The 13837-nt window shown below is 60.2% G+C and carries 11 protein-coding genes; 9 read left to right on the top strand and 2 right to left on the bottom strand.

The genetic code is table 11. From position 1 onward, the window contains the following. Positions 1 to 4 precede the first annotated feature (4 nt). Together olsB and V6Z53_RS08990 are read left to right on the top strand one after the other, a co-directional pair. Positions 5 to 760: an L-ornithine N(alpha)-acyltransferase gene (olsB, locus tag V6Z53_RS08995; RefSeq protein ID WP_034146715.1), complete on the top strand. Its 756-nt coding sequence runs from the start codon at positions 5 to 7 to the stop codon at positions 758 to 760. Then, entirely contained in the window at positions 760 to 1551 is a 792-nt protein-coding gene (locus tag V6Z53_RS08990) for a lysophospholipid acyltransferase family protein (RefSeq protein ID WP_338585155.1), read from the top strand. Before olsB ends, V6Z53_RS08990 begins: the two co-directional genes overlap by 1 nt. Positions 1552 to 1672: 121 nt before the next feature. On the opposite strand, the gene V6Z53_RS08985 is transcribed toward V6Z53_RS08990, so the two are convergent. Beyond that, positions 1673 to 2248 carry an ACP phosphodiesterase gene (locus V6Z53_RS08985; protein ID WP_338585154.1) on the bottom strand — a complete coding sequence of 192 codons (576 nt, stop codon included), beginning with the start codon at positions 2246 to 2248 and terminating at the stop codon, positions 1673 to 1675. Positions 2249 to 2417: 169 nt separating this feature from the next. Between V6Z53_RS08985 and V6Z53_RS08980 the strand changes: the two genes are divergently transcribed. The 3 genes from V6Z53_RS08980 to V6Z53_RS08970 all read left to right on the top strand — a co-directional run bounded on the left by V6Z53_RS08980 (position 2418) and on the right by V6Z53_RS08970 (position 5060). After that, on the top strand, positions 2418 to 2720 hold the full coding sequence (locus V6Z53_RS08980; protein ID WP_130904349.1) for a metalloregulator ArsR/SmtB family transcription factor: 303 nt from the start codon (positions 2418 to 2420) through the stop codon (positions 2718 to 2720). A 93-nt stretch (positions 2721 to 2813) separates the two neighbouring features. Further along, the gene (locus V6Z53_RS08975) at positions 2814 to 3980 is read left to right on the top strand and encodes an MFS transporter (RefSeq protein WP_338585153.1); all 1167 of its coding nucleotides are present in this window, start codon (positions 2814 to 2816) and stop codon (positions 3978 to 3980) included. Positions 3981 to 4010: 30 nt separating this feature from the next. Next, a complete protein-coding gene (locus V6Z53_RS08970) occupies positions 4011 to 5060 on the top strand; it encodes an alkene reductase (RefSeq protein ID WP_338585152.1) in 1050 nt (349 codons plus the stop codon). Between the two features lie 340 nt (positions 5061 to 5400). Here the strand turns inward: V6Z53_RS08970 and emhR are convergent, their stop codons facing one another. Next, positions 5401 to 6033, bottom strand: coding sequence for an efflux system transcriptional repressor EmhR (gene emhR, locus V6Z53_RS08965; RefSeq protein WP_338585151.1), 633 nt, complete (start codon positions 6031 to 6033; stop codon positions 5401 to 5403). Positions 6034 to 6299: 266 nt separating this feature from the next. Here emhR and V6Z53_RS08960 point away from each other — a divergent pair, with 266 nt between their 5' ends. The 4 genes from V6Z53_RS08960 to V6Z53_RS08945 all read left to right on the top strand — a co-directional run bounded on the left by V6Z53_RS08960 (position 6300) and on the right by V6Z53_RS08945 (position 13774). Further along, on the top strand, positions 6300 to 7457 hold the full coding sequence (locus tag V6Z53_RS08960) for an efflux RND transporter periplasmic adaptor subunit (RefSeq protein ID WP_338585150.1): 1158 nt from the start codon (positions 6300 to 6302) through the stop codon (positions 7455 to 7457). Positions 7458 to 7460: 3 nt separating this feature from the next. Continuing rightward, positions 7461 to 10622, top strand: a complete 3162-nt coding sequence (emhB, locus tag V6Z53_RS08955; RefSeq protein ID WP_338585149.1) for an efflux RND transporter permease subunit EmhB — start codon at positions 7461 to 7463, stop codon at positions 10620 to 10622. Continuing rightward, the gene (gene emhC / locus V6Z53_RS08950; protein ID WP_338585148.1) at positions 10622 to 12082 is read left to right on the top strand and encodes an efflux RND transporter outer membrane subunit EmhC; all 1461 of its coding nucleotides are present in this window, start codon (positions 10622 to 10624) and stop codon (positions 12080 to 12082) included. Before emhB ends, emhC begins: the two co-directional genes overlap by 1 nt. 432 nt (positions 12083 to 12514) lie before the next feature. Next, on the top strand, positions 12515 to 13774 hold the full coding sequence (locus V6Z53_RS08945; protein ID WP_338585147.1) for an OprD family porin: 1260 nt from the start codon (positions 12515 to 12517) through the stop codon (positions 13772 to 13774). Positions 13775 to 13837: the final 63 nt, after the last annotated feature.

Below are 13837 nucleotides of genomic sequence, written 5' to 3'. Positions count from 1 at the left end.
CGCCATGACTCAGATCGCCCGCATCAGCGACACCGGCAACGAACGCCGCCTGCAAGCCGAACGCCTGGTGGGCGCCGAGGCTTTGCAGGAAGCTCAGGCCTTGCGTTTCAACGTGTTCAGCGGCGAGTTCAACGCCAAGCTGAAAGGCGCGGAACTGGGTCTGGACATGGATGACTATGATGTTCACTGCGCTCACATCGGCGTGCGTGACCTGAACACCGGACGCCTGGTGGCGACCACCCGTTTGCTCGACCACACCGCCGCCAGCAGCCTGGGAAAATTCTACAGCGAAGAAGAATTCAGCCTGCATGGCCTGGTCCATCTGCAAGGCCCGATCCTGGAAATCGGCCGCACCTGCGTCGACCCGGCCTACCGCAACGGCGGCACCATCGCCGTGCTCTGGGGCGAACTGGCCGAAGTGCTGAACCAGGGCGGCTACAGCTATTTGATGGGTTGCGCGAGCATCCCGATGCAGGACGGCGGCATCCAGGCCCACGCGATCATGCAGCGCTTGCGCGAACGCTACCTGTGCACCGAACACCTGCGCGCCGAACCGAAAAAACCGCTGCCGACTCTGGATATTCCTTCCAACGTGATCGCCGAAATGCCACCGCTGCTCAAGGCCTACATGCGCCTGGGCGCGAAAATCTGCGGCGAGCCGTGCTGGGACGAGGACTTCCAGGTGGCCGACGTGTTCATCCTGCTCAAGCGCGACGAACTCTGCCCGCGCTACGCCAAACACTTCAAGGCGGCTGTGTAATGAGCCGGCTGCGCGTATACGCGCGAATTGCGCGGGTGTTGCTGGTGGTGGGTCTTGGCCTGACCATGGCCAGTGTGTTCGGTGTGTTCGAACGCTTGGGCATGGCCCATTCGATGGAACGGCGTCAGCGCTGGTCGCGATTTTTCATGGCGCGCCTGAGCAACGCCCTGCCCTTCGACGTGACGGTCCACGGTCAAATGCCTAAAGTGCCGATGCTGTGGGTCAGCAATCATGTGTCCTGGACCGACATCCCGTTGCTGGGGATGCTCACGCCGATGTCCTTCCTGTCCAAGGCCGAAGTGCGCACCTGGCCGGTGGCGGGCTGGTTGGCGGCCAAGGCCGGTAGCCTGTTTATCCGTCGAGGTTCGGGCGACAGCCAGTTGATCCGCAAACAGATGACCCGTCATCTGGAACAGGCGCATCCACTGCTGATGTTCCCGGAAGGCACCACCACCGATGGCCGTTCGCTGCGTACTTTCCATGGTCGCTTGTTGTCGGCTGCGATTGATTCCGAGGTGGCGTTGCAGCCGGTGGCGATTCGTTATGTGCGTGACGGTGAGCTCGATACATTGGCACCGTTCATTGGAGATGATGACTTGCTCTCGCACCTGATGCGGTTGTTTGCCAATGACCGTGGTGGTGTGGAGATTCATCTGCTCAAACCGATCGTTTGTGAAGGCCGCGAGCGTGCTGCACTGGCGTTCGACGCGCAGCAGGCTGTGCAGAAGGCGTTGTTTGGTGAAATCGTCGAACCGCAACGAGCACCGATGCGTCCGGCGATTGCAGCCTGACACGAAGTACCTGAAGGAATAAAACCCTAATGTGGGAGCGGGCTTGCTCGCGAATGCGGAGTGTCATTCAGCTCAATTGTCAGCTGATACACCGCCTTCGCGAGCAAGCCCGCTCCCACATTTAAATTCGCGGAGTTGCGGCGAAATCCTGAAGCTGCGGATAGAACAACCGAAAATCCTCGCTCAACGGTTCATACAATCGCCGCAATTCCTGCATCGCTGGCGCCAGCTCTTCCGGCCGGGTCAAGCGCCGGGAAATCCCCCGCAGCACCTGCTCCAGCACTTCGAACTCCTGATACGAACCCAGCCAGTCGTTGGCCACCATGTGCGGCGCAATCTTCGCCAACCGCTCAGGCAATTGCTGTTCGCTGGACAGTACGCGGTAAACGTCTGAAGTGAACAACTCCAGCGGCCGATCGGCATACAGCGTCCAGTCGCGCGCCAGGCAATGGTCGAAAAACACGTCGAGGACGATCCCGGCATAACGCCGGCGCGTCAGGGAAAACCGTGACAACGCGACATCCACCAGCGGATGGCGATCGGTGAATACGTCGATGCTGCGATGCAGCTGGATGGCCGCTTCGATCTCCGGTTCGAACTGCCCTTGCAACCTGCCTTTGACGAAATCGCCATACAGACTGCCGAGCAATTGACCGGGACGCTGGCCACCGAGGTGAAGATGTGCGAGATAGTTCATGGGCGCAGCTTAGCACTGCGTCCTGGTATCTACATCCACCGTATCGTTATAACCCGATATACCGATTTACTCGGTCGTCAGACCAAAATCATATTGGTGTATCGCGAAATAGCGATATAAAGTTCGCCTCATCGCGATATAGCGTTTTACTGATCACGAGCACACTGCCATGAACCTTGACCTCGACGAAATAATAAAAGCCCTGGCGCACCCAGTACGGCGAGACATCCTGCACTGGCTCAAAGACCCGACCGTCGAATTTCCCGACCAGTCCCACAGCAACGAGCACGGCGTTTGCGCCGGGCAGATCGATCAACGTTGCGGTCTGTCGCAGTCCACGGTGTCCGCACACCTGGCGACCCTGCAACGCGCCGGCCTGATCAGCAGCCGCAAAGTCGGTCAGTGGCACTTCTTCAAACGCAACGAGGAAACCATTCAGGAGTTCCTCAAAATCTTCAGCAAAGAGCTCTGACCCTGTGGGGGTGTTCTCAATTGGTTTTCACGCAGCGCCGGGAAAGCCAATTGAGAACGCCCCCCATGTCAGCCAGCCAAAAGGAATTAACCAATGCCCCTCTCGCTACTCATCCTCGCGTTGAGCGCCTTCGCCATCGGCACCACCGAGTTCGTCATCATGGGCTTGCTGCCCGATGTGGCGGCCGACCTCGGTGTGTCGATCCCCGGTGCCGGCTGGCTGGTGACCGGTTACGCCCTGGGCGTGGCCATCGGTGCGCCGTTCATGGCGCTGGCTACCGCCAGGCTGCCACGCAAGGCTGCACTGGTGGCGTTGATGGGCATTTTCATCATCGGCAACCTGCTCTGCGCAGTCGCCAGTGACTACAACGTGCTGATGTTTGCCCGTGTGGTCACGGCCCTGTGTCACGGTGCCTTCTTCGGTATCGGCTCAGTCGTAGCCGCCGGCCTGGTGCCTGCGAACAAGCGTGCTTCGGCCGTGGCCCTGATGTTCACCGGTCTGACCCTGGCCAACGTGCTCGGCGTGCCACTGGGCACCGCGCTCGGTCAGGAAGCCGGCTGGCGTTCGACCTTCTGGGCAGTGACCGTCATTGGTGTGATTGCGCTGATCGGCCTGATCCGCTTCCTGCCGGCCAAGCGCGATGAAGAAAAACTCGACATGCGTGCCGAACTGCGCGCCCTCAAAGGCGCCGGTATCTGGTTGTCGCTGAGCATGACCGCACTGTTCGCCGCGTCGGTGTTCACCCTGTTCACTTACGTTGCGCCACTGCTGGGTGAAGTCACCGGCGTCTCGCCCCGTGGCGTGACCTGGACATTGATGCTCATCGGCCTGGGCCTGACGGTCGGCAACATCATCGGCGGCAAGATGGCCGACAAGGGCCTGGCCGCGACGTTGATCGGCGTGTTCATCGCCATGGCCGTGGTGTCCACCGTGTTGACCTGGACCAGCGTCGCGCTGATCCCGACCGAAATCACCCTGTTCCTCTGGGCCACCGCGTGTTTTGCCGCCGTGCCTGCCCTGCAAGTCAACGTGGTGACTTACGGCAAAGCAGCACCGAACCTGGTTTCGACCCTGAACATCGGCGCCTTCAACGTCGGCAACGCCTTGGGCGCCTGGGTCGGCGGCAGCGTCATCGCCCACGGTTTCGGCCTGACCAGCGTGCCGCTCGCGGCAGCCGCACTCGCGGTACTCGCCTTGCTGGTGACCCTGATTACTTTCCGCCAGAACGGCAATCCCGAGCTGGCTCCTGCTACCAACTGATCAACCATTACCTCACGAGGGTTGCAATAAATGACGACAATTTTCGATCCGATCAAACTGGGCGACCTCGAGTTGGCCAACCGCATCATCATGGCCCCGCTGACCCGCTGCCGCGCCGACGAAGGCCGTGTGCCGAACGCGCTGATGGCCGAGTACTACGTGCAACGCGCCAGCGCCGGGTTGATCCTCAGCGAAGCGACTTCGGTCACGCCAATGGGCGTCGGCTACCCGGACACCCCGGGTATCTGGTCCAACGACCAGGTGCGTGGCTGGGCCAACGTGACCAAGGCGATCCATGGCGCGGGCGGCAAGATCTTCCTGCAACTGTGGCACGTGGGCCGGGTTTCGCACTCGTCCTATCTCAACGGTGAAGCGCCGGTTGCACCAAGCGCCATCCAGCCCAAAGGTCACGTCAGCCTGGTTCGCCCACTGTCCGACTACCCGACCCCGCGCGCCCTGGAAACCGCTGAAATCGCCGACATCGTCGACGCCTACCGCACCGGCGCCGAGAACGCCAAGGCCGCCGGTTTCGACGGCGTGGAAATTCACGGCGCCAACGGTTACCTGCTCGACCAGTTCCTGCAAAGCAGCACCAACCAGCGCACCGACAACTACGGCGGCTCACTGGAAAACCGTGCACGCCTGCTGCTGGAAGTGACCGACGCCGCGATCGAAGTCTGGGGCGCCGGCCGCGTCGGTGTGCACCTGTCACCTCGTGCCGATTCCCATGACATGGGCGACGAGAATCTGGCCGAAACCTTCACCTACGTCGCCCGTGAACTGGGCAAGCGTGGCATCGCGTTCATTTGCTCGCGCGAGAAAGAAGGCGCCGACAGCCTTGGCCCGCAAATCAAGGAAGCCTTCGGCGGCCCGTACATCATCAACGAACGCTTCACCAAGGACAGCGCCAACGCTTGGCTGGCCAGCGGCAAGGCTGATGCGGTCGCTTTCGGCGTCCCGTTCATTGCCAACCCGGACCTGCCTGCTCGCTTGAAAGCCGACGCGCCGCTGAATGAAGCGCGCCCGGAACTGTTCTACGCCAAGGGCCCGGTCGGCTACATCGACTACCCGACGCTGTAAACACTCTGCGCTGAAACGCAAAAAGCCCCGACTCGAAAGAGCCGGGGCTTTTTATTACCAGAACTTCGATACCCCTGTAGGAGCTGCCGAAGGCTGCGATCCTTTGATTTTTTGTGTGTTCAATAACGCCAAGATCAAAAGATCGCAGCCTTCGGCAGCTCCTACAGGGATTGCACGCTCACAAACCCGACACAAAATTCCTACAAAATACCGAGCTTGCTACCTGTCAACCTGCCGAGCCTGCGTATATAAAAGCACCCCATTGCCACAGGACGCGTGAAGAACTGTTCATCTATGGCTTCGACGGTTGACACACAAGTCGCCGATTACGCATTTTGCTTCACTTGCGCAGGCTGGGGCTGAAGCGCAATAGATCCAGTCCGGTATCAACCCAACGTTCGGCCTCGATGTGCAGTTGAAAGCTGTCGGGGGCCAACAGCCACTGATACAGGATGCCATCGATAAAGGCGTGCAGGCTGATGGCCGCTCGGGCGGTGTCGAGGTTTTCCGGCAACTGCCCGCGATTCACTGCGTTACTCAAGGCCAGGCCGATCCGCACATTGCAGTCGAGGCTGGCTGCCACGCGCTGTTGGCGCAGGTCGCACATTTCATCGGTGAATTCGCACTTATGAAACAGAATTTCGTTGATGCGCCGGGTTTTCGGGTCCAGTGCAATTTGATGAAACAAATGAATCAACAATTTGCGCATGCAGCCCAACGGATCGAGTTCGTCTTCGCTCTCGCTGGCCTTGGCCATTTCTTCCAGCGGCTCGTGCAAGGTGTCGAGCATGGCCTGCACCAGATCCGCCTTGTTGCTGAAATGCCAGTAGATAGCCCCACGCGTGACGCCGGCCAGGGTCGCGATATCCGCCAGGGTGGTTCGGGCCACGCCCCGCTCGTAAAAGGCTTTCTCGGCCGCTTCGAGTATCTGGCTACGGGTTTCTTGAGCTTCCTCTTTGGTGCGACGAACCATGGCAGTACAACCTCAATCAGGATGCTTCAGCGATGTCTGAATATCAGCTGAATAAAAGTGGGGCGAGCGCTCTTGGGTATCGTCCCCGGGCCTACAATTCCAACCTTTCAGCGGCGTCTGTAACGGCGTGGATACACAGCCAAGGTATTTACAAACAACCGTGAACGTAAGTATATTCCTTAGCATGCTACTTATCCACCCGGCACCCAATTTTTACCTTCCATCTTTTCTTGTGCGTTTATTTCGCGCCTGACCCGAGGATTTTCATGCAATTCAAGCCAGCTGTTACCGCTCTGGTCGCCGCCGTCGCCCTGGCATCGCTGCTCAGCGGATGCAAAAAGGAAGAAGCTCCACCGGCCGCACCACCGCCTCAGGTCGGCGTCGTCACCCTTCAGCCGCAAACGTTTACGCTCACCTCGGATTTGCCGGGGCGCACCAGCGCGTACCGCATTGCCGAGGTTCGTCCGCAGGTCAACGGCATCATTCTCAAGCGTCTGTTCAAGGAAGGCAGCGACGTCAAGGCCGGCCAGCAGCTGTATCAGATCGATCCATCGATCTATGAAGCGACCCAGAAAAGCGCCGAAGCCAACCTGCGTTCGACCAAGTCGATTTCCGATCGCTACCAGCAACTGGTCAACGAACAGGCCGTGAGCCGCCAGGAATACGACACGGCCGTGGCCAACCGCCTGCAATCGGAAGCCGCGCTGCAAACGGCCCAGATCAATGTGCGCTACACCAAGGTCTACGCGCCACTGACCGGTCGTATCGGTCGATCTACGGTCACCGAAGGCGCGCTGGTCAGCAATGCCCAGACCGAGGCGATGGCCGTGATCCAGCAACTCGACCCGATCTACGTCGACGTGACCCAGTCCTCGGTAGAGCTGCTGCAACTGCGCCGTGACCTGGAAACCGGTCGCCTGCAAAAGGCCGGCGACAACGCCGCGACCGTCAAGCTGACCCTCGAAGACGGCAGCCAGTACAAACTCGACGGCAAGCTGGAGTTCTCCGAAGTTTCGGTTGACCAGACTACTGGCTCCGTGACGCTGCGCGCCGTGTTCCCGAACCCTGATCACACGCTGCTGCCGGGCATGTTCGTCCACGCCCAGTTGCAGGCCGGTGTGAACAGCGCGGCGATCCTGGCCCCGCAACAAGGCGTGACGCGCGACCTCAAAGGCACACCGACCGCACTGGTCGTCGGGCCGGACAACAAGGTCGAACTGCGTCAGCTCAAGGCCAGCCGCACCGTCGGCAACCAGTGGCTGATCGAAGACGGTCTGAAAGCCGGCGATCGCCTGATTACCGAAGGCCTGCAATTCGTCAAACCTGGCATTGAAGTCAAGGCCAGCGATGCGACCAACGTAGCCGCAAAGAACCCGGCCCCCGCACAGGCAGCTGACAAGGCTTCCAGCGGCAAAGGGGAGTAAACCATGTCGAAATTTTTTATCGACCGTCCGATTTTCGCCTGGGTAATTGCCCTGGTGATCATGCTGGTCGGGGCACTATCGATCCTCAAGCTGCCGATCAACCAGTACCCGAGCATTGCGCCTCCGGCCATCGCCATTTCCGTGACCTACCCGGGCGCTTCCGCGCAAACCGTGCAGGACACCGTGGTTCAGGTGATCGAGCAGCAGCTCAACGGTATCGACAACCTGCGTTATGTGTCCTCGGAAAGTAACTCTGACGGCACCATGACCATCACCGCGACCTTCGAGCAAGGCACCAACTCCGATACCGCGCAGGTCCAGGTCCAGAACAAGCTGAACCTGGCCACCCCGCTGCTGCCGCAAGAAGTGCAGCAACAGGGTATCCGCGTGACCAAGGCAGTGAAGAACTTCCTGCTGGTGATCGGCGTGGTGTCGCGTGACGGCAGCATGACCAAGGACGACCTGTCCAACTACATCGTGTCGAACATGCAGGACCCGATCTCGCGGACTGCCGGTGTCGGTGACTTCCAGGTGTTCGGTTCGCAGTACGCCATGCGTATCTGGCTCGACCCGGCCAAGTTGAACAACTTCAACCTGACCCCGATCGACGTCAAGACCGCCATCGCCGCACAGAACGTCCAGGTGTCGTCCGGTCAACTCGGCGGTTTGCCTGCCCTGCCCGGCACCCAGCTGAACGCGACGATCATCGGCAAGACCCGTCTGCAATCCGCCGAGCAGTTCGACAAGATCCTGCTCAAGGTCAACAAGGACGGTTCTCAGGTTCGTTTGAAAGATGTCGCCGACGTTGGTCTGGGTGGTGAGAACTACAGCATCAACGCCCAGTTCAACGGTGCCCCGGCATCCGGTCTGGCGGTGAAACTGGCCACCGGCGCCAACGCGCTGGATACCGCCAAGGCGCTGCGCACCACCATCGACAACCTCAAGCCGTTCTTCCCGCAAGGGATGGAAGTGGTGTTCCCGTACGACACCACTCCGGTGGTGACCGAGTCGATCAAAGGCGTGGTTCACACCCTGGTTGAAGCGGTTGCGCTGGTGTTCCTGGTGATGTTCCTGTTCCTGCAGAACTTCCGCGCCACCATCATCACCACGATGACTGTGCCGGTGGTATTGCTCGGTACATTCGGCATCCTCGCGGCCGCCGGTTTCAGCATCAACACCCTGACCATGTTCGGCATGGTACTGGCCATCGGCTTGCTGGTGGACGACGCCATCGTCGTGGTGGAAAACGTCGAACGGGTGATGAGCGAAGAAGGCCTGTCGCCCAAGGAAGCCACCAAGAAATCCATGGGGCAGATCCAGGGTGCACTGGTCGGAATCGCCCTGGTGCTCTCGGCAGTTCTGCTGCCAATGGCGTTCTTCAGCGGTTCCACCGGTGTGATCTACAAGCAGTTCTCGATCACCATCGTCTCGGCCATGGCCCTGTCGGTACTGGTTGCACTGATCTTCACCCCGGCGCTCTGCGCCACCATGCTCAAGCCAATCAAGAAAGGCGAGCACGGCACCCCGAAACGCGGCTTCTTCGGCTGGTTCAACCGCAACTTCGACCGTGGTGTCAGAAGCTACGAGCGTGGCGTAGGCAGCATGCTGACGCACAAGGCGCCATACCTGTTGGCGTACCTGATCATCGTCGTCGGCATGATCTGGCTGTTCACCCGCATTCCAACTGCGTTCCTGCCAGAAGAAGACCAGGGCGTACTGTTCGCCCAGGTACAGACGCCGGCCGGCTCGACTGCCCAGCGTACCCAAGTGGTCGTTGACGAAATGCGTGAATTCCTGCTGCGTCCGGGCAAGGATGGCGGTGAAGGCGATGCGGTGAACTCGGTGTTTACCGTGACCGGCTTCAACTTCGCCGGCCGTGGCCAGAGTTCGGGTATGGCGTTCATCATGCTTCGTCCATGGGACGACCGTAACGCCGACAACAGTGTGTTCAAGGTGGCGGCCCGTGCCCAGCAGCACTTCTTCACCTTCCGCGACGCGATGGTGTTCGCCTTCGCCCCGCCAGCGGTACTGGAACTGGGTAACGCCACTGGTTTCGACGTGTTCCTTCAGGACCGCGCCGGTATCGGTCACGAAAAACTGATGGAAGCGCGTAACCAGTTCCTCGGCATGGCGGCGCAAAGCAAGATTCTGACTCAGGTGCGTCCGAACGGCCTGAACGACGAGCCGCAATACCAGCTGGAAATCGATGACGAGAAGGCCAGTGCCCTGGGCATTACCATCGCCGACATCAACAACACCCTGTCGATTGCCTTGGGCAGTAGCTACGTCAATGACTTCATCGACCGTGGTCGAGTGAAGAAGGTTTACGTGCAAGGCCAGCCGGGCGCTCGCATGAGCCCTGAGGATCTGAAGAAGTGGTACGTGCGCAACAGCGTCGGCACCATGGTTCCGTTCTCGGCGTTCGCCAAGGGTGAATGGATCTACGGTTCGCCGAAACTGGCCCGCTACAACGGTGTGGAAGCGATGGAAATCCTTGGTGCCCCGGCGCCGGGCTATTCCACCGGTGAAGCCATGGCCGAAGTCGAAGCCATTGCCAAGAAACTGCCGGCTGGTGTCGGTATTTCCTGGACCGGCCTGTCGTACGAGGAACGTTTGTCCGGCTCGCAAGCGCCAGCGCTGTACGCCCTGTCGCTGCTGATGGTGTTCCTGTGTCTGGCGGCGTTGTATGAAAGCTGGTCGATTCCGATCGCGGTAATGTTGGTGGTGCCGCTGGGGATCATCGGTGCGCTGATGGCCACCAGCCTGCGCGGTTTGTCCAACGACGTGTATTTCCAGGTGGGCCTGTTGACGACCATCGGTCTGGCGGCGAAAAACGCCATTCTGATCGTCGAATTCGCCAAGGAACTGCACGAGCAAGGACGCAGCTTGCGCGAGGCGGCGATCGAAGCCTGCCGCATGCGTCTGCGACCGATCATCATGACCTCGCTCGCCTTCGTTCTCGGTGTGGTACCACTGGCGATATCCACGGGCGCAGGTTCGGGTAGCCAGCATGCAATCGGTACCGGCGTGATTGGCGGTATGATCACTGCAACCGTACTGGCGATCTTCTGGGTCCCACTGTTCTTCGTCACTGTGTCGGCCATGGGTCAGCGTAAAAACGTCGACCAGGAAGACGCTACTGAAACTCCTAAAGAGGCTGGCTAATGAGCAAGTCGCTACTCTCCCTGGCAGTCGCCGCCTTCGTGCTCGGTGGCTGCTCGCTGATACCTGACTATCAGCAGCCGGAAGCTCCGGTGGCAGGTCAATACCCGCAGGGCCCGGCGTACTCGCCGGCCCAGGCACCGGCGCAGGCCGCTGCCGAGCAAGGCTGGAAGCAGTTTTTCCACGACCCGGCGTTGCAACAGCTGATCCAGGTTTCCCTGGAAAACAACCGTGACCTGCGTGTCGCGGCCCTGAACATCGACGCGTTTGCGGCTCAATACCGCATCTCCCGCGCCGATCTGTTCCCGGCCGTCTCGGCCAATGGCACCGGCACCCGTCAGCGGGTTCCGGCCGATGCTTCGCAGACCGGTGAAGCGGGCATCACCAGTTCCTACTCGGCCACCGTCGGCATCAGTGCTTATGAACTCGATCTGTTCGGTCGGATTCGCAGCCTGAACGAAGAAGCGCTGCAGAAGTACTTCGCCACTGAAGAAGGCCGTCGCAGCACGCAGATCAGCCTGGTGGCCAGCGTGGCCAATGCCTACCTGACCTGGCAGGCCGACAAGGAACTGCTGAAGCTGACGCAGGACACCCTCGCCGCGTTCGAGGAGAGCTACAAGCTCACCGCACGCAGCAACGAAGTCGGGGTCGCGTCGGCTCTCGATCTGGCGCAGTCGCGCACCTCGGTGGAAAACGCCCGTGCGCAACTGGCGAAGTACACCCGTCAGGTCGCTCAGGACGAGAACAGCCTTGTACTGCTGCTCGGCACAAGCATTCCGGCCAACCTGCAAGCGGCCAAACCGCTGGCGGACGATCTGCTGGCCGAAGTGCCGCCTGGCCTGCCGTCGGACTTGCTGCAACGTCGTCCGGACATCCTGCAAGCCGAATACAACCTGAAAGCGGCCAACGCCAACATCGGCGCGGCGCGCGCAGCGTTCTTCCCGAGCATCAGCCTGACCGCCAATGCCGGGACCCTGAGCCCGGACCTGTCCGGTCTGTTCAAGGGCGGTTCGGGCACCTGGCTGTTCCAGCCGCAGATCAACCTGCCGATCTTCAACGCCGGCAGCCTGCGCGCCAGCCTGGATTACTCGAAAATCCAGAAAGACATCGGCGTGGCGAACTACGAGAAGTCCATTCAAACGGCCTTCCAGGAAGTCGCCGACGGCCTGGCCGCCCGCCAGACCTACGTGCAACAGTTGCAGGCGCAGCAAGACTTCGTCAGCGCCAACCAGGACTACTACCGCCTGGCCGAGCGTCGCTACCGCATCGGTGTCGACAGCAACCTGACCTTCCTCGATGCCCAGCGTCAGTTGTTCAGCGCGCAACAAGTGCTGATAACCGACCGTCTGGCGCAACTGGTCAGCCAGGTCAACCTGTACAAGGCCCTGGGTGGTGGCTGGAATGAGCAGACGGCGAAGAACGAGCCGTTGAAAGAAGAAGCGCCGAAGTTGAAGTTGTTCTGATAGCGCAGTGAAAATAAAGAGCCCACCGATTGGTGGGCTTTTTGTTGGCTGCGGGGAAAGGTGTGTTGTTCTTTATGGCCCCATCGCCAGCAGGCTGGCTCCCACATTCGACCGCATTCTTTCTGCAAGAACTCGGTTACCTGTGGGAGCCAGCCTGCTGGCGATGGGGCCGGCCAATACAGCACAAAACCCGGATCAATCTTACGTTCGATAATCGCCCAAAACCCGCTTTCAGCAATTGAACCATCCAGTACATTCCCCGCACCATCCGACCCACAAAACCAATAACAACAGGTTCGACACCATGCCCCCGCGCCCTGCCCTGTCCGGCTGATCCCCAGGCGTCACCCCAAAAAATCGACTACCTGTCCGCACCCTCCCGGTCGCGGCATCACCCCGTTTCATCCCCAAGAATCAGAGAGACCCGAGCCCATGACGCCTTCCACCGCGCAGTATTTCGTTCCCAGCCTGATCGCCGTCGCTCTGGCCAGTGCGGCCCTGCCCGCCCAGGCCGAAGAATCAGGCTTTGTCGAAGGCGCCAAGATCAACCTGAACCTGCGCAACTTCTACATCAACCGCAACTTCACCAACCCGACCAAGGCGCAGGGCAAGGCTGAAGAGTGGACGCAAAGTTTCATCCTCGACGCAAAATCCGGGTTCACCGAAGGCACCGTCGGGTTCGGCATGGATGTGCTGGGGTTGTATTCGGTGAAGCTCGATGGCGGTAAAGGCACAGGCGGTACGCAGCTACTGCCGCTGGACAGCGACGGTCGCCCGGCGGACAACTTCGGGCGCACCAACGTGGCGTTCAAGGCCAAGCTGTCGCAGACCGAAGTGAAGGTGGGCGAATGGATGCCGGTGCTGCCGATCCTGCGTTCGGACGATGGTCGTTCACTGCCGCAAACCTTCCGTGGCGGGCAGATCACGTCGAAGGAAATCGCTGGTCTGACGCTCTACGGCGGCCAGTTCCGCCAGAACAGCCCGCGCGACGACAGCAGCATGGACGACATGTCGATGACCGGCAAAGCGGCATTCACTTCCGACCGTTTCAACTTCCAGGGCGGCGAATACCTGTTCAACGAAAAGCGCACCCAGATCGGCGTGTGGAATGCCGAGCTCAAGGACATCTACAGCCAGCAATTCATCAACCTGACTCACAGCCAACCGATCGGCGACTGGAACCTCGGCGCCAACCTCGGGTTCTTCTACGGCAAGGACGACGGCAGCGCCCGCGCCGGCGAGTTGGACAACAAAACCATGTACGGCCTGCTCTCGGCCAAGTACGGCGGCAACACCTTCTACGTCGGCCTGCAAAAACTCACCGGCGACAGCCCGTGGATGCGGGTCAACGGCACCAGCGGCGGCACGCTGGCCAACGACAGCTACAACTCCAGCTACGACAACGCCCGGGAAAAATCCTGGCAGGTGCGTCACGACTATAACTTCGTCGCCCTCGGCGTACCGGGCCTGACGCTGATGAACCGCTACATCAGCGGCGACAACGTGCACACCGGCACGATTACCGATGGCAAGGAATGGGGGCGTGAATCGGAATTGGGCTACACCGTGCAGAGCGGCGCGCTGAAAGACCTGAACGTGAAATGGCGCAACTCGACCATGCGCCGGGATTACAGCAATAACGAGTTCGATGAGAACCGGGTGATCATCAGCTATCCGATCAGCTTGCTGTAAACACAAAACAAATGTGGGAGCGGGCTTGCTCGCGAAGGCGTAGTGTCAGTCGATAAAAATATT

The sequence above is a fragment of the Pseudomonas sp. MAG733B genome, assembly GCF_036884845.1.
Taxonomy (GTDB): domain Bacteria; phylum Pseudomonadota; class Gammaproteobacteria; order Pseudomonadales; family Pseudomonadaceae; genus Aquipseudomonas.
This window is presented reverse-complemented; position numbering and strand designations above follow the sequence as displayed.